The 15,526-nt window shown below is 34.1% G+C and carries 17 protein-coding genes, 1 riboswitch and 1 other annotated feature; of the genes, 7 read left to right on the top strand and 10 right to left on the bottom strand.

Translation table 11 applies throughout. The features are described 5' to 3' along the window. Positions 1 to 3: 3 nt before the first annotated feature. The 3 genes from BAMA_RS09180 to BAMA_RS09175 all read right to left on the bottom strand — a co-directional run bounded on the left by BAMA_RS09180 (position 4) and on the right by BAMA_RS09175 (position 1,711). Complete coding sequence (locus BAMA_RS09180; RefSeq protein ID WP_235184441.1) at positions 4 to 396, bottom strand: ribonuclease FAU-1 family protein; 393 nt, start codon at positions 394 to 396, stop codon at positions 4 to 6. Then, positions 384 to 554 carry a hypothetical protein gene (locus BAMA_RS25165; protein ID WP_235184440.1) on the bottom strand — a complete coding sequence of 57 codons (171 nt, stop codon included), beginning with the start codon at positions 552 to 554 and terminating at the stop codon, positions 384 to 386. Before BAMA_RS25165 ends, BAMA_RS09180 begins: the two co-directional genes overlap by 13 nt. Positions 555 to 625: 71 nt before the next feature. Next, on the bottom strand, positions 626 to 1,711 hold the full coding sequence (locus BAMA_RS09175; protein ID WP_034638499.1) for an AI-2E family transporter: 1,086 nt from the start codon (positions 1,709 to 1,711) through the stop codon (positions 626 to 628). Positions 1,712 to 1,885: 174 nt separating this feature from the next. Here BAMA_RS09175 and BAMA_RS09170 point away from each other — a divergent pair, with 174 nt between their 5' ends. Continuing rightward, positions 1,886 to 2,713 carry an HNH endonuclease gene (locus BAMA_RS09170; protein WP_034638498.1) on the top strand — a complete coding sequence of 276 codons (828 nt, stop codon included), beginning with the start codon at positions 1,886 to 1,888 and terminating at the stop codon, positions 2,711 to 2,713. A 239-nt stretch (positions 2,714 to 2,952) separates the two neighbouring features. On the opposite strand, the gene BAMA_RS25160 is transcribed toward BAMA_RS09170, so the two are convergent. From BAMA_RS25160 to BAMA_RS09160, 3 genes are all read right to left on the bottom strand, one after another. After that, complete coding sequence (locus tag BAMA_RS25160; RefSeq protein WP_157405978.1) at positions 2,953 to 3,045, bottom strand: putative holin-like toxin; 93 nt, start codon at positions 3,043 to 3,045, stop codon at positions 2,953 to 2,955. A 211-nt stretch (positions 3,046 to 3,256) separates the two neighbouring features. Continuing rightward, complete coding sequence (locus BAMA_RS09165; RefSeq protein ID WP_235184439.1) at positions 3,257 to 3,829, bottom strand: GNAT family N-acetyltransferase; 573 nt, start codon at positions 3,827 to 3,829, stop codon at positions 3,257 to 3,259. A gap of 26 nt (positions 3,830 to 3,855) precedes the next feature. Continuing rightward, on the bottom strand, positions 3,856 to 4,509 hold the full coding sequence (locus BAMA_RS09160) for a YdeI/OmpD-associated family protein (RefSeq protein WP_034638495.1): 654 nt from the start codon (positions 4,507 to 4,509) through the stop codon (positions 3,856 to 3,858). A 237-nt stretch (positions 4,510 to 4,746) separates the two neighbouring features. Next, a riboswitch (TPP riboswitch) is annotated at positions 4,747 to 4,857 on the top strand. 93 nt (positions 4,858 to 4,950) lie between these two features. Here BAMA_RS09160 and BAMA_RS09155 point away from each other — a divergent pair. The 4 genes from BAMA_RS09155 to BAMA_RS09140 all read left to right on the top strand — a co-directional run bounded on the left by BAMA_RS09155 (position 4,951) and on the right by BAMA_RS09140 (position 8,542). After that, complete coding sequence (locus BAMA_RS09155; protein WP_034638494.1) at positions 4,951 to 5,406, top strand: nucleoside 2-deoxyribosyltransferase; 456 nt, start codon at positions 4,951 to 4,953, stop codon at positions 5,404 to 5,406. A gap of 11 nt (positions 5,407 to 5,417) precedes the next feature. Then, positions 5,418 to 6,413: a thymidylate synthase gene (locus tag BAMA_RS09150; protein WP_157405977.1), complete on the top strand. Its 996-nt coding sequence runs from the start codon at positions 5,418 to 5,420 to the stop codon at positions 6,411 to 6,413. Between the two features lie 74 nt (positions 6,414 to 6,487). Next, positions 6,488 to 7,255 (top strand): class I SAM-dependent methyltransferase, encoded by a 768-nt coding sequence (locus BAMA_RS09145; RefSeq protein ID WP_034638491.1) that lies wholly within the window; start codon positions 6,488 to 6,490, stop codon positions 7,253 to 7,255. Positions 7,256 to 7,300: 45 nt separating this feature from the next. Continuing rightward, positions 7,301 to 8,542, top strand: a complete 1,242-nt coding sequence (locus BAMA_RS09140; protein WP_034638490.1) for an HAD-IIA family hydrolase — start codon at positions 7,301 to 7,303, stop codon at positions 8,540 to 8,542. A 93-nt stretch (positions 8,543 to 8,635) separates the two neighbouring features. Here BAMA_RS09140 and lysS read toward each other — a convergent pair whose 3' ends face one another. Next, the gene (lysS, locus tag BAMA_RS09135; protein WP_034638489.1) at positions 8,636 to 10,198 is read right to left on the bottom strand and encodes a lysine--tRNA ligase; all 1,563 of its coding nucleotides are present in this window, start codon (positions 10,196 to 10,198) and stop codon (positions 8,636 to 8,638) included. A 74-nt stretch (positions 10,199 to 10,272) separates the two neighbouring features. Beyond that, positions 10,273 to 10,533, bottom strand: a binding site (T-box leader). A 53-nt stretch (positions 10,534 to 10,586) separates the two neighbouring features. Then, the gene (locus BAMA_RS09130; RefSeq protein ID WP_415782914.1) at positions 10,587 to 11,363 is read right to left on the bottom strand and encodes a sulfite exporter TauE/SafE family protein; all 777 of its coding nucleotides are present in this window, start codon (positions 11,361 to 11,363) and stop codon (positions 10,587 to 10,589) included. 157 nt (positions 11,364 to 11,520) lie between these two features. Here BAMA_RS09130 and BAMA_RS09125 point away from each other — a divergent pair, with 157 nt between their 5' ends. Both BAMA_RS09125 and BAMA_RS09120 read left to right on the top strand, forming a co-directional pair. Further along, the gene (locus BAMA_RS09125; protein ID WP_034638486.1) at positions 11,521 to 12,303 is read left to right on the top strand and encodes a TrmB family transcriptional regulator; all 783 of its coding nucleotides are present in this window, start codon (positions 11,521 to 11,523) and stop codon (positions 12,301 to 12,303) included. 181 nt (positions 12,304 to 12,484) lie between these two features. Then, a complete protein-coding gene (locus tag BAMA_RS09120; RefSeq protein ID WP_034638485.1) occupies positions 12,485 to 13,405 on the top strand; it encodes a VanZ family protein in 921 nt (306 codons plus the stop codon). Between the two features lie 181 nt (positions 13,406 to 13,586). Here BAMA_RS09120 and BAMA_RS09115 read toward each other — a convergent pair whose 3' ends face one another. Together BAMA_RS09115 and BAMA_RS09110 are read right to left on the bottom strand one after the other, a co-directional pair. Then, positions 13,587 to 14,138 carry a GNAT family N-acetyltransferase gene (locus BAMA_RS09115; RefSeq protein ID WP_034638484.1) on the bottom strand — a complete coding sequence of 184 codons (552 nt, stop codon included), beginning with the start codon at positions 14,136 to 14,138 and terminating at the stop codon, positions 13,587 to 13,589. Positions 14,139 to 14,475: 337 nt separating this feature from the next. Continuing rightward, positions 14,476 to 15,525 (bottom strand): YdbT family protein, encoded by a 1,050-nt coding sequence (locus tag BAMA_RS09110; protein ID WP_034638483.1) that lies wholly within the window; start codon positions 15,523 to 15,525, stop codon positions 14,476 to 14,478. Position 15,526: the final 1 nt, after the last annotated feature.

Raw genomic sequence — 15,526 nt, 5'->3', positions numbered from 1 at the left:
TCGTCAATCGACGAGTCTTTTTAAAGTATGTACTAATAACTCTCTATATTCTATTGATAAATCAATCAATTTGAACTCTCCATTGTTTATAAGACCCATAAGATTATTCGCTTCTTTCCAAGCCAAATCATATAACTCCTTATCAATACTTCCATTTAACAGAGGCTCTTCTAACTCATTCGCATCTTGTTGAATGACCTCCCCTGTAGGTAACACAATGATATCTAAATAGAGATCATCCATCCAAGCGAAGCCACCCTCCTCCCTATTTTTAAAACAAATATCAATATACCACTGTACAACATTCCCCTTATTATCAAACATCGTTGTAACCGAATGGGGTTTTTCAGTAGGAAATTTCTGTAACCACATGTATCCGTCATCTACAATACACACATTCTTTTCACCATAATAAATAGTGGTTCTCTAACTTGAACAGCATGTAATAACGAAATATAACCTTTAAATTCTTTTGTATCGAGAAACATTTGTGCATATTCTTTCTCCAAAATCCGTTTCCACCCAGGACGGTTTCCGTACTTTCTTTTTAACATACATACCTCCCCACCACATGAAAATAAGCATAAAGAAAGGAGTGAACATTTCTATCGTTCACTCCTTTTCGTTACTTCTTACTAGTTCGTTTCATTTGAACTAATCTAACTATGTTTATAACAATTGTTTTTGTTACTGCATACGTTGGTACAGCTAAGATCATTCCGATAATTCCAGCAAAGTTTCCTACCCCAAGAATTAAAACGATAATTGTTAGTGGATGGATATTTAACTTCTCACTCATAATACGTGGTGAAAGAATATTACTTTCAAATTGCTGTACAATCGTTACAACAACCACAACCCACACAGCTTGCATTGGTGAAATAAATAAGGCAACAACAAATGCTGGTGCTGCTCCAATAAATGGACCTAAGTTCGGGATAATATTCGTAATCGCGGCGATAATACCAAAAACAAATGCATATGGCAAATCAATGATTACATAACCGATAAAGGTAAAAATTCCAATGAACAAGCAAACAAGTGCTTGCCCTTGAATGTAAGCAGACAATGTTTCATGTGTTTCTTTTAAAATGCGAAGCCCCTCTTCACGATACGATACTGGTAAAAACTTAACAGCTTGCCCTGGGAACTTATGACCGTCTTTAAACATGTAAAATAAAATAAATGGAACGGTAAAGACAACTAATGCAAGACTTGTAATAAAACTAACGATAGCTGTCGCACTTGATGTTAACGTATTTGGTAACTCTTTCAAATACCCTATCGCATTCTTTTCAATTGTCTCTAAAGAGACATAATCTTGCGTTGCAATCCATTCAAAAAATCCTTTTTTCTCTAGTTCTTCTATATATTCTCTTCCATCTTGAATATATATAGGCATATTTTTAGCTAAATCCATAAGCTGTTGAGAAATAAGTGGAACAACAATTCCAATTCCAATTGCTGTTAATGCAATAATTAATACATACAGTAGCAAAATTGCTAACATACGTGGTACTTTTCTGCTCTCCAAAAATACAAGTATTGGATTAAACATGAAGTATAAAAATAACGCAATTAAAATAGGTAAAAATAAAGTGGAAATAAAAATACCAATTGGTTGGAATAAAAATGATATTTTCGTACAAATGAAAATAATCAATACAACCATTAGCACTTCTAACGTCCAAAACTGAACTTTCGATTTCAAGAACATCCTCCTCTTGTGTACATACGATGAAATATCTACTTTTGCTAGTATCTATATGTATTGTATCAAATGATTGGAAATTTTCACATGTTATTTTTCACCTTCCTCATTCCAAAATCTTAATAAATGCAATACAATAAATTTATACAAAATCGCAGATAAAAGGTGATAACTATGAAGCAGTGCATAATATGCAGAAAAGAAACGAACCAACTAAATGAACAATACGTCATTCCAGAAATTTTATGCGGCTATTACTACATCAATACAGTATGTGAACCTTGCCACGAACAAGCAATGTTACAAATTGATCGCCCGTTAATTAGACATAAACTCATTCAATATAAAATTGAACAAATGAAACACCAAATCGATTCCCCTCTTCTTGCAGATATATATGAACAAACTTTATTGAATGAAACAGAAGAAATCGCTATGAGCGATGAGATGAGGTATTCTAATTCTTTAATTATGAAACTATGCAAACGACACGATATCTCGCTTCATAATGAAATTTGGAAAGAAGAACGTGTCACAAAAGTCGCAAGTTCCATTCAACGTGAATTGCTATTAGATAATCGAAAATATAAAATGAGCTTATTAAAAATGGCCTATGCATTTGCAGTACATGCTGTTGATGGATATTTTGAAGATAATGATGCAATTGATATTTCTAATATTTTATACCAAGCTGACTTTAGCGAATTAAAAGAAATGAATATTGTTCGTGATATAAATAAAAGCTCCTTATGGGGAACATTAAATACAGACTGTGAAAATCATTACTTTATTATCCTAAGTGATAAGGATGGACTATTTTGTTTTATCCGCTTATTCGATGTGTTTGAAACTGTTGTACATCTTTCTAAGCAGCAATACAACCTTACCTCTCCTATCGTTGGGATTAATGATGCAAAAAAACAACAATTTCATATTACAACTTTAAAAGAATATATGAAGAATTTATTTAAACATTCAAGTACAGAACCAATTCGAAAATAATGTAACTTTAAGACAAACAAGAACATACGATCGTCTTTCGTATTAAAAAAGAACTGTGTTATAATAGCGGTGAAAAGAGCAATACAATCACATAAATCAATATAAGTTGTATATAAATAAGAAAAGACTAGTGTGCGGCAACACACTAGTCTAACGTAACTCAGCAGACTGGATTGTTCACTATCCTATTTGTTTGTTATGAATGTAACAACCCACATTCTATTAGCATAGGTGGGTTGTTATTTTTTGAGCTTGTCAATTAACAACACGACAAACGTTAGCAATGCAATGAGGAACATTCCGCCTTGCAATAGCAACGCAATTTCACTCATACACTTATCACCTCCCCTCTACTTGAGAAGTGATAAATGAACAACCCGCACCATGAGTTACTCCTTCATTTTACCATATTTCCAGATGACTGACGATGAAAAATAGGCGTCTTTTTCCGCTGTTTCTCGTGAGAAATTCTCTTTTTTAAACTAATTTCTTCAACCTTTTGTAGCTTAAAAATAACAATGAAAAACCCCTATGTGTCTCACGTTACCACAACTGCTTTTCCCTCAATTCAAGATATATATCTGCTTCCTCGAACGTATCTCGATTTTTCTGAGCCTTTTCTGAAAAGAACTTCACCATTGTACATTTTTCTAAAGAATCACTTCGAAACGGTTTTCTTCTTGTCCCTCCTACAAGACAAGCGCTTTGTAATTGCTCCCATCCACCTTGCTTATAAAACGGAACAAGATGTGGGTCACAAGTAAATATACTCACATCTGCACCTTGCTGCTTTATATAAGAGTAGGCTGTCTGTATAAGTAATAAGCCATATCCTCGCTTACGATATAACGAATTTGTCATGACTTCACTAAGACCATACGCTGTATACTTTTCTCCTTCATGCTCAATTTCTTTTGATACGACAGCCACGTGGCTCATTACAATTCCATCGAGAATAAGAACAAAAGAAACTGGATTTATCTCAAGTGAATCTGGCCATAATATTTCCTCATCAAGTCCTTCAAATGCTTCTGGCCATTCTTCCTTCATTAATGAGAAGATTTGTTCTTTTATTTCGATTGTACATTCCTCTTGTAACATTTTCAGTATCTTCATCATATCCCCCTTACTTCATTCGCTTTTTATTTCTTTTTCCGGCGAAATAGATCTACAGTCTTATATTTTTGTGAAAGAATGTCGATCATTTGCTTGCAACGTTTATCGCGCGTTGCTTGTTGCTTTGCTGAAAAAATGTAACGTGCCCAGTCCTTTTGATAACCCGGTGTTAAACTTTTATAAAAATCAAGTTCTTCTGGATGATCTGCTAATAACGCTTCAATATCTTTTACTTTCTCTTCATAATCGGCAACACACTGACTCGCAGCTGATGTTTTCTTCACTTTCTTTTTCTCACGTTTTAATCCTACTACTGTAAAAACATCATCCATACTTACCATACGTGCAAATTTCACGTCGCTATTACCGATATAACCATCTTCTCCAACTTCGAGAGCTGGAAACATTTCATCTCGATGAACAAATGTTTTATAACGCTTATTCCCCTTTTTCGGATATGCAAAAAATACATATCCATTTTCAAGTAATAACGCGTCATGACTTAATATATATTTTGTATGAATAACCATTTCATCGATTGTTTCTACAAATATAAAAATCGCATCATGATTTTCTGAAAGCTTCGTTACCTGTTCAGTAAATATGTGATAATCACTTGGTTGGTTCAATACAGCCATATTTGTAAATTTTTTCAGTTTTAATTTATCTATAATTGTCATAGGAAACTCCTTACCTTACACATAATCATTTTTAAATACCTCTGTAGCCATTGTACAGTTATATACTTTACCTTACAAACATGAATTTAATAGGAGTGCTTTTTTAGAACTTTCCTAAAACCATTATACCTACCTCACAAGAAACTCATATATTTTATCAACATAAAAATAATTCTTATATATAGACTATTCTATTTATTTGTGATACTTTAACATTGATGTTCTTACAATTACATAAAGAGTCACTAGAGGTGCTTTTGAATGAAAAGCTGAGAGAAGGCTATAAGTCTTCAACTCTTTGAACCTGATCTTGTTTATACCAGCGTAGGGAAGTGAAAACGTTATGATACTGAGCAAATAAAGCTAGTTTTATTATTTCGTTTACAAAACCACTTCCTATTTTGAAGTGGTTTTTATTTTTTATATAGGAGTGATATACACATGAATGCAAATAAAAAAATGTTTCTTGCTGGCCCTTTTAAAAATTTAGTAAACCCTGAAACAGGTATGATGGAACAACATGAAAAACAAAAACTACTAAATCTCATTTCATTTTTTGAGAAACGAGATTTTTCCGTACATAATGCGCATAAGCGAGAAGGCTGGGGAAAAGATTTTATGACACCAGATGAATGTACAGCCATTGATTTTAAAGAAATTCGCGCTTGCGACTTATTTGTTGCTTTCCCTGGTTCACCAGCATCTCCAGGTACACACATTGAAATTGGATGGGCTTCAGCTTTAGATAAGCCAATCATTTTATTACTAGAAGAAGGAAAAGACTACGCGTTTTTAATAAAAGGACTTGCGACAGTTGCAAATGTAACATTCATTTACTTCAAAGAAGAATCCGACTATTTAACAAAACTTGAGCAATTATATTCGCAATTTGTATAGGAGGAATGCATGTGCATTACAATACCTTTCATGAAGCTTATATAGAAACGTTACGAGAAACTTATTATCGTCCACAGTTTTTTAACGCACCACGTGGTAATCATAGTCGCGAAAAATTAAACTATCATTTTCATGTTCAAAACCCTGTAGAGCGAGTTTGCTACTCGAAAAGTAGAAAAACAAATATTATCTTTAATTTTGCCGAAGTTTTATGGTATTTATCAGGAAGCAATGGCCTTGATTTTATTAGCTATTACAATAAAAAAATGCCAGCATACTCTATGAATCAAAAAACATTAACTGGCACTGCTTACGGACCAAAAATATTTGAGTTTGGTAATGCAAAAATCAATCAATGGCAAAAGATGAAAGACTTATTAACAAAAGAAGACCCAGATTCTAAGAGAGCCTTTATCCAAATTTTTGATGCAACTGAGCTTGTGGTAGCAAATAACATTGACGTATCTTGCACAATCGGGTTGCAGCTTTTTGTGAGAGAAAACAAATTATATATGTCATCTTATATGCGGGCAAATGATGCTTTCCGCGGAATGGTTAGTGACCTTTTCTCCTTCACATTTATACAAGAACTAATGGCAAAAGAGCTTGGACTAGAACTAGGAGAATATTTTCATAATGTAGGGTCTGTTCATATATATGAACCAGATAATGATTGGGTTAAAAGAGTACTTCATGAAGCAGAAAGTAATGATCAGTATAACTTTACATTTCCTGAAATGCCTTCTATGGATAATTGGCCTTTCATTCAAGCCGTTTTAAAGTATGAAAATTTACTACGAAACGACCATATACAATTATCTAGCACAGACATTGATCAATTACCATTACCACTATATTGGAAACAAATTTTATTACTTTTTAGTTTATATCAATGTATTGCTTATAAAAGACCAATTGATATCTCTTTATATGACAACTTGTTACCAGTTTATCAACATTTTATTTTTAATAAATGGCCATCACATTTTCAAGCACTTACGAAATAAGTAGAGCGTTATTTATAACCAGTGGGAGCTTTCCCACTGGTTTATAGTAAATTTCATAAAAGGAGAACGATATAATGAAAACCTCTTTTAAAGAAGAAAATATCGCTAATAAATTTGAAGCTTATAATGATATATTAGAACAAACTTTAGGATTTCGTTTTGTCTTTGAAACATTTCTTTCTAATACCAATGTAAAGACCATTCTTGATTATGGATGCGGTCCAGGAAAAGTAGCATATCGATTGGCTGAAAATAGTGATTTACACGTTATCGCCGTTGATGAGTCGCAAGAAATGCTGGACATTGCTTCTAAAAAAAGGCATCACGCACAAGTAGATTATCACCTTATTCAACATGACGAATTATCTTTTCTTGAAGATTGTTCACTTGATGGCGCTATGACTTGTTACGTATTTATTAACACGGAAAGTAAAAATAGAATTGAACGGATTATGAAAGAAGTCTATAGAGTATTAAAACCAAACGCACCATTTGTTATTTTAGATACAAATCCAGATTCAACAGGTATTCCATTTTCAACTTTTCAAAATGGAATACAAGGAAAGACTTATGCATACGGGGAAGCAAGGCAAGAATTTCTACATATAGAAAATGGAGAAGATCTTATATTACATGATTTTCATTGGCCAAAATCTATGTATGAAGAATTATTACATAAAGTCGGTTTTCAACAAATCGAAAAACTAGAACCAACGTTACATCACATTCCGAGCATGGAATTAAAAACAATTGAACAGAAACATCAATTTACGAAGTGGAAAAACGAATGGGACTCCCCTCCCTTCATTATTTATCGATCTATTAAACCACTAACAGACTAAATTTTCTTTAAGCAAAATACGATAACAACTTGAGGAGAGAATAACATGATAGTGAATTCCTTTGATACATTTCTATTTGATTTAGATGGCGTAGTTTATATAGGCGATAAACCTCTTCCAGGAGCAGTAGAAGCTCTAAAGCGACTACGACAAGAAAACAAATCAATTCGTTTTTTAACAAATGATCCATGTACAACACGTGAAAAAACAGCAAAGAGCTTAAATAACTTTGGTATACAAGCTAACAGTGATGAAGTAATTACTTCTAGCTGGGCAACAGCACAGCATTTATACAAAAAGCAAATCAAAACAGCATTTATTTTAAGTGACGAAAATTTAAAATGGGAGTGCGAACAATTAGGCATTCATATTACTGATTCTGAAGAAGTTGAAGCTGTTGTTGTTGGATGGGATGGTAACTTATCCTTCCATGACATACAAAAAGCTGCCAAGCTCATTCATAACGGTGCAGCTTTTGTAGCAACAAATGCTGACTTAACATTTCCAACTCAAGATGGACCATTACCTGCTGTTGGAGCAATTGTAGAAGCTATTCGCGTCTCTACAAAGAAAAAGCCTTTTATTGTTGGAAAGCCATATTCTTATATGTTCCAAATTGCACTGGAAGAATTGCCTTCTACTTCTAAAACAGTAATGATCGGTGATAACCGATATACTGATATTTTAGGAGCACACCAAGCTGGATTACAGGCCATTTTAGTATGTAACGAAAAAACAATAGATTTCCCATCAACGACAGACTTTCGTAATCCCGATGCCAAAATACAAACCTTACAAGATTTATTTAATACTCAAATTCGAATTAAAGGATGGAATCAGCCACCCTTCGCTTGGCCAGAAGACATTAAAGCTGGTGTAGCTGGAATTATACTCGATCAAGAGGAACAAGTATTTTTAATGAAGCGTGCTGATAACGGATTATGGGGCATTCCTTCAGGACATGTTGAACTAGGTGAAACTGTAGAAGAAGCAATCATGAGGGAAATTTATGAAGAAACAGGCCTTCAAGTGAAAGTAACTCGATTAATTGGTGTATACTCTGATCCTACTTCGCAAGTATTCGAATATCCTGATGGAAGAGTCAATCATTTCATCACAACTTGTTTTCAATGTGAAGTAGTTGGCGGGGCTTTACAAATCGAAAATGATGAAACATTAGATGCAAAATATTTCCCTATAAATCAACTACCAAAGGACCTTCTACATATGCATCCAAGGTGGCTGAAAGACGCTTTAGATCAAACAAGTGTAGCTTATATTCGCTAATAGAAAAGGTGAGAGCTTTATATAATCGTAGCCCTCACCTTTTTTATACTTATCTTGCCCTCATTTATACTAGCTTTTCTTTAATTTCTTTCATCACTCAAACTCTAGTAAAGACAGCATTTTATCCGTTCCAACTACCTTTAATAATACCGGCAAACGCGGACCACTTTGATTATTTAAAACAAGCTTGTATACAATCGTAAATAAACGCTTCTGATTTTTCTTCATCTCTTTTTTATCTTCAAGATGACAAATTGCATATATTTCTCTCAACATTTCTTCATTGCTAAGCTGTGAGTTATTACGAATCACATTACAGAGCTGCTTTACCCATTCTTTTTCTATATCTTGTAACGTTTCATAGTACGCTACGTGTTTCTTCTCATTAACTCGAAGCGCCTTTTCTGGATGCCAATTTTCTATCCAATATCGTACTCGGTTACTCACAGTGGCAACCGCTTCTTTCTTATACGTTTCTCCTAATTGATGTAGCACACCTTCTAGCTCCGATACATGAAAATTAACTAACGGAAGTATACTCGCTACGTGATTAAATTTCGGTAACAGTTCCGTCTCAGTATGTGCACTTGCTAATCTAATCGAATGATAAATACTTTCATCTTGTAAAACACCATTTTTATATGCTTCATAATACCTTTCATACTCCGTATAATTTCGAATCACGTCTTCATCTAATCCAATTTGAAATGATGCATTTGGTTTATATTTTGCAAATAGAAACAGTATCATTTCTGGGGAGTAAATTTGCAATAGTTCACTTGGCGTTATGATATTGCCAGACGAACTCGACATTTTCTGATTATCCCCTTTTATACTGATAAAATCATAAGCTGCATAGTGCGGTGCTTCATATCCAAAAATTTCCTGCGCTATTTCTTTGGATACATTATAACTTCCTGTTTCTGAAGAATGATCTCGGCCACCAGGCTCAAAAACGACATCTTCCACCATCCAACGCATTGGCCAATCGACTTTCCAGCTTAGTTTTATATTTTGCGACTCCATAATAAAAAGCTTTCCTCCATGACCACAATTACAATTATATTGAAGCCACTCTGCTACTTCATCAAACATGTGAATTGTCGTTGTATCTTTTTTACATTGCTCACAATATAAAGAAATAGGATAAAAAGCATCTCGATCTTGTTCGTTACGTTCAGCCGTTTTAAATTTCATAACAATATCGTAAATTTCTTTTCGTCTTTTTAGTGTTTCTAATATATATTGATTATATCGTCCTTTTTGATACTCCTCACTTTGATAAATATACTCCACTTCAATTCCAAACTGTTCAAGAGTAACTTCACATTCTTTTTCAAAATGCTCCGCATAGGTTGCATGACAGCCAAATGGATCTGGAATCTTAGAGTATGGCATGCCTACATATTGCTCAAAAGATACGTCTATATTTTGAGGAACTTTTCGAAACCGATCATAATCGTCCCATGAAAGAATGAACCGCGTCTTCTTTCCTAAACGTTGCAAAGCCTGAACAACAAAATACGTTGTCACAACTTCTCTAAAATTCCCGATATGAACAGTGCCGGAAGGACTAATTCCAGATGCACATACATACATCTCTTTGTTTGGATACTTTTCAATCAATTCCTCTGCTATTTTATATGCCCAGTGCATATCCCATCACCTCGTTCAAAATTTTCCACCCTTCTCACCCAAATAAAAAAACTCCCACCCCCAAGATTTTTCATCTTGAGGGCGAGAGTTGTTCACTTCACGGTACCACCTCAGTTTGTTAATATGTCACCATATTAACCTCTTCAAGTACGGCAATATATTGCGATACTCTATCTCTATAACGGGAGAACCCGTCGCATTATCCGTAAGCAAAAAGCTTAGTTCCGTGCGAAGCTCCAAGTCTTTTTTCATTAAGATGATCACGCTCCTTCTCAGCTACCGGAGTTCTCTGTACATGAAACATTCTTAATTACTCTTCTCTTCATTGCCTTTATATTTTGTATTGTTACCGATAATACCCGGAATAATTAAAATAGTCAAATACTTTTTAAATTTCTTTCATATAATCAAAGACATTTTTACAAATCAAAATGAGGGTAACCGCAATAAATAATCCTCTAACATAAGAAACCCCTTTTTTAATTGCAAAGTTTGACCCGGCTAGCGCTCCAAATATCATTGCAATTCCCATTGGGATACCGTATGCAAAGTTAACTGCATCTAAATATAAAAACATACCAAGTGCTGCAATGTTGCTCCCAAAATTTAAAACCTTTGCATTTCCAGCCGATTGAAGAAAATCAAATCCAACAAGTAAGAAAGAGAATAATAAGAACGACCCTGTACCTGCACCAAAGAAGCCATCATAAAATCCGATTGCAAATATAAGAACAGCAAAAATAATGCCCCTTTTCCAGTTCATCCCTTTATACTTTGCATCTTTTCCCCAATCTTTTTTAAAGATAGTATAAATGGCAACTGCAACTAATAACACTAGCACTAGCGGTTTCAATATTTCTGGTGATATATGTTTTACAATATAGGCACCTATTAAAGAACCTATTATCGTTAGCGGAAATAATTTCGTAACTAACCGAAAATTCACATTCCCTGACCGTATAAATGCGACCGTACTCGTAAAAGAGCCCATCGTACTTGCAAGTTTATTCGTTGCAAGCGCAGTTGATGGTGGTAATCCTGTAAACAATAATGCTGGAAATGAAATTAAGCCGCCTCCCCCTACGACAGAATCTATAAATGCCGCGAGAAAGCCTGCCATTACTAAAAATAATAATGTGTTCAAACTCAGTTCTTCCAACTTCATCTCTCCATCCCTATAAAATAGTAACCCCTATAATGGTTACTATAGCAAATTGTCACAAATTTGTAAAAATATTTTCATTGTCCAATAAAACATTTATTTACGAAACTTCCAGATAACGATACTATTAAAGTTAAATATATACATAGGATGGATTTATATGGATAAAATTTTACAAAATGTTCAAGCACTTGGGTTTAACCAATATGAAGCAAAGTCATATGTAGCGTTAGTGTATTTAGGGCCGTCTACAGCTTATCAAATTAGTAAACAATCGGGAGTCCCACGTACTCGAATTTACGAAGTATTAGAAGCTTTAGAGGAAAAAGGGATTGTGATGAAAGAGGAAATTAACGGGACTGCCCAATACTCTCCCCTCCCTGTTGAAGTATTTTTAAATTCTGTAAAACAAAAGTGGGAAGAGACGTACACATATGTCCAACATGAGTTAAAGCAACTTGAAAATAAAGAACCAAAAACAAATACGTACGTTACAACACTAAAAGGTGAAGAAAACATTCTTTCCTTTTGCCGCATTTTACTCCGCCGCGCCGAAAAACGAATTATTATATCAATCTGGGATTCTATGTACGCACAACTCGCTCATGACTTCCAAGAAAAACAAAAAACTTGCAGCTTAAAAGGCATTGTTTTGGGTGTAGAAAATCCTTTACCACAATTCGTAATTCACCGCCAAACAGACTACATAGATAGCATCGGTGAAAAAAAGTGGTTCATTATTTCTATTGATGGGAAAGAGATGATATACGGGCATCCTGCAAATCAAGGTGGACATGCCTTTTACACAGATGATGCCGTTCATATATCATTACTTGAAAATTATGTGTGGCATGATGTTCTCGTCAACAGATTAGTAGACGAAAATCAAAAGGAGTTACAACCTTGGATTTCTGCTGAAAGGAAAAAGTTTTTTGCGTTGTAGTACATACTTATAAGGGGTGAAGGAACTTGCTACATTTGTTTCGATATAACTGGCAAGTGAGAGAAGATTGGTTTACTTGGTGCGAAAAAACGAACCGGAATTATCATATTTCCGTTTTTTGAATGATATTTTAAGATGATAAGATTTATGGTAAATGCTATATCGGAATTAAGGAGAGATTATGGAAACGAAATTACAGAAATTCATCCTTACAGGAACCATTTTATATACGATTTTAATTTTATATTTTTTGTTCTTTGCTTTTAATAGAGTAGATCATGCAACTAGCGATTATGGATACACATTCATGCTTGTTCCGGAAGGAGTTCCGCTGAAATTTCCAAAACCAACTTTTTCATGGGTATACGACTTTGGAAACATTGCTGCTTTTATCCCTTTTGGAATAGTAATTCCTCTGTTGTATCGTTTCAGCTTTAGGAAGTTCATATCCTTGTTTGTCTTGACAATTCTCGTTCTAGAATTGCTGCAGGCTTTAACTTATCTTGGCAGTTTTGATGTAGATGATGTTATATCTAATACATTAGGTGCAGCGATAGGATTTATCGCCTATAGCGTTGGATTTTCTTCAAAAATCTCTTATAAAAAATTGATTGCTTCGGCCCTATCTATTGTTGTTCTTCTAGTTGGGATAATCGCAATCTCAGAAACCATCAATTATGTTGTAATGAAAAGAGAAAGCCCAGTTCAAGCGTTACATGATGTAAAAGAAATAAATGGAACCATGCCTATGACTGAAAATCTTCCAAGTTTCACTGTAGCAGGCCAGAAGATAGAACCAAAAATGAACGTGTATAACAGTGAAGGTGGTAAAAGCAAATCATATACTTACATCTTAGGGAACAAGGAAGGTGTGACGTTATATTCTTATTATGGCATTCTAGACAAAGGTGATTTCAAAGGAGAAGTTACTATACTAGCAGATGGAAACGTAAGAGCTCAGTATAATGAACAATTCAATAACGGGGCAGAATTTTTGGAATTACCATTTTTTGAAAAGGTAAATGAAATTACGATTATCGTTTCTGGAAATGCTAAACTATGGGATGTTGAATTCACTGAAATGAAACATTGGTGGGAGTGAAGAATTAACATCATACCATTACATATGAAGTTCATTACATTAGACAGCTATCAATATGGTCAAGAGAACTTGGTGCAAAACTAGTTTCATCTGATTTGATTGTAAAAAAATCGCATATGATAGACAAAGGCACAAAAATAAACAGAGATGGAAAAACAATCATCTCTGTTTATTTTTTGTGCTAATTTTCTTCATCTTCCGGATTAATAATTGCTAACGTTTGATGATCTTCCCATCGCCCATTAATCTTCACATTTTTCTTGGCTAACCCTTCTTTATGAAACCCTGCTTTTAACAGTACCTTTATAGAGCCGATATTATGTGGCATCACACCTGCTTCAATGCGGTGGAATTTTAACTGTGAAAAAGCATAATCTACAACAAGCTTCACCGCTTCCGACATATATCCTTTTCCATTTTGCTCTTTATCTAAAAAATAACCAATCCAGCAGCTTTGTATATTTCCTCTTATAACGTCAAAAAGGTGAACTTCTCCTATGACTTCTCCTGATTCTCTTGAACAAATAACGAAGAAATAGTCTTGATCTTCTTTTCTTAATTCCGCTGCCTTTTTTATTCGCTTTACTTGCCCATCATATGTGTAAAATGATTCATCTCTTAAACCAGTAAATGCTTGAAAGAAATCTCTGTTATCCACTTCAAGCTTTAACATCGCTTCAGCTTCACATTCCTCAGCAAATTTCACATAAATGTTTTCTCCGTCTAATTTCATCCTATTCCACTCCTTTTTCATAAAAAAACCACAGATTTCCTGTGGTTTTTCTGTTACATATATAACCACAGAAGCGACCTGTGGCTGTTTATTTCCACTGTATCCTCTTTCGATTATGACAAATCGAAAGGATAAAGGTCGCAGTTATCCAATTTTGGACACACTTCTCCCGTGATTTGCATTTGAAAAGAAAACAGCAGACGAGTATCCAACACCTTCAGCTAAAAACTTTAACGATCGTTTTTTCATTTGGATACTCCTCCTTTTCGCTTTTTTATTTTCACCGTTCATTTCTTTTGTATAACATTATAATACATAAATTCCGAAAAAACAAAATTTATGTATTACTTTCAATTTTTTCTTTCATCATATGAAAAAACTTTTGTTGATCATCCACATTCAAATGAATACAACTTATCTCACGCTGAATTCCGTATAAAAAATGTGCTTGCACTGGCTCTGTTAACGTGATTTCAAATGTTGGTGGTTCTTCTATAAACTCTTTTATTGTTGCCTCAAATACATCTTTCTTTTCTTGCTCTGTTTCTTTGTAACGATGGATACTCTTTATTTTATGAAATGGGACTGTTACTTTTTTCGTTAGTCCAACTTGTAAAATAATCTCGTTTTCTGTAATTCTATAAGGATTCAAACGAATTGCTTGAATTTCAGCTAATAAAAACAAGAATCCATATATGTTCAAAGCGAGTAAAACCCACGATACAACTGGACTCCACTGATGAATCAAAAAGTGAAAACCAATTGTTTCAATTACAAGACCATGAATGATCATAATGTAAAACGCAATGGCACCTGTTTTTTGATGATACGTAAATGTATTTTCACTTAATTGTACTTTTTTCCTCCAAGAAAAAAGCGCATAGTAAAACAGCTTACATTCCGCTAACAACACATCTACAGTTCGATTTCGTGGTAAAGTTTGATAGGTAGCTTTTTCTATCGCATATGAAAAAGAAGGAGACTGCTGTTTATGTTGCTTATATATTTGAATAACCTTTGGTAGTTTACGAGCAATTTTATACACAATATATAGCTGCAAACATACAAATGCAACTTCCCCTGCTATCACAGCATACGTGAGATAATGATAAGACTGCATATATTCACTTGGAATAATGAATTTCGCCGCAATGTAACCAATTACAACAACTGGGAGCATATATTTTAATGAATATCTTTTTCGTATAACGAGAAAATACGTCACAACAGGAATGACAAACATGAAATCTAGTAAAGATCCAAGTGCCATTTCTTTTGGGACAGGTTCCATAACTGGCAATGTGTAGGCAAGATAGTTAGATAGAGCAATTACACTTATAATCGCAAACCAGCTTATCCATCTTTTTTTTGATAGCGTTTGTTCCATA

This window comes from Bacillus manliponensis, from assembly GCF_000712595.1.
In the GTDB taxonomy this organism is placed as follows: domain Bacteria; phylum Bacillota; class Bacilli; order Bacillales; family Bacillaceae_G; genus Bacillus_A; species Bacillus_A manliponensis.
Note: the sequence above shows the minus strand (reverse complement) of the source record. Positions and strands in the feature narration are given on the sequence as shown.

What these genes read in the sequence shown, in the direction of transcription:
- BAMA_RS09155 (WP_034638494.1), top strand. Translation starts at nt 4,951, where the DNA reads ATGAATGCAAATAAAAAAATGTTTCTTGCTGGCCCTTTTAAAAATTTA.
- BAMA_RS25160 (WP_157405978.1), bottom strand. Translation starts at nt 3,045, where the DNA reads ATGAGTGAAATTGCGTTGCTATTGCAAGGCGGAATGTTCCTCATTGCA.
- BAMA_RS09140 (WP_034638490.1), top strand. Translation starts at nt 7,301, where the DNA reads ATGATAGTGAATTCCTTTGATACATTTCTATTTGATTTAGATGGCGTA.
- BAMA_RS09160 (WP_034638495.1), bottom strand. Translation starts at nt 4,509, where the DNA reads ATGACAATTATAGATAAATTAAAACTGAAAAAATTTACAAATATGGCT.
- BAMA_RS09125 (WP_034638486.1), top strand. Translation starts at nt 11,521, where the DNA reads ATGGATAAAATTTTACAAAATGTTCAAGCACTTGGGTTTAACCAATAT.
- lysS (WP_034638489.1), bottom strand. Translation starts at nt 10,198, where the DNA reads ATGCACTGGGCATATAAAATAGCAGAGGAATTGATTGAAAAGTATCCA.
- BAMA_RS25165 (WP_235184440.1), bottom strand. Translation starts at nt 554, where the DNA reads ATGTTAAAAAGAAAGTACGGAAACCGTCCTGGGTGGAAACGGATTTTG.
- BAMA_RS09120 (WP_034638485.1), top strand. Translation starts at nt 12,485, where the DNA reads ATGGAAACGAAATTACAGAAATTCATCCTTACAGGAACCATTTTATAT.
- BAMA_RS09130 (WP_415782914.1), bottom strand. Translation starts at nt 11,363, where the DNA reads ATGAAGTTGGAAGAACTGAGTTTGAACACATTATTATTTTTAGTAATG.
- BAMA_RS09170 (WP_034638498.1), top strand. Translation starts at nt 1,886, where the DNA reads ATGAAGCAGTGCATAATATGCAGAAAAGAAACGAACCAACTAAATGAA.
- BAMA_RS09145 (WP_034638491.1), top strand. Translation starts at nt 6,488, where the DNA reads ATGAAAACCTCTTTTAAAGAAGAAAATATCGCTAATAAATTTGAAGCT.
- BAMA_RS09110 (WP_034638483.1), bottom strand. Translation starts at nt 15,525, where the DNA reads ATGGAACAAACGCTATCAAAAAAAAGATGGATAAGCTGGTTTGCGATT.
- BAMA_RS09165 (WP_235184439.1), bottom strand. Translation starts at nt 3,829, where the DNA reads ATGAAGATACTGAAAATGTTACAAGAGGAATGTACAATCGAAATAAAA.
- BAMA_RS09115 (WP_034638484.1), bottom strand. Translation starts at nt 14,138, where the DNA reads ATGAAATTAGACGGAGAAAACATTTATGTGAAATTTGCTGAGGAATGT.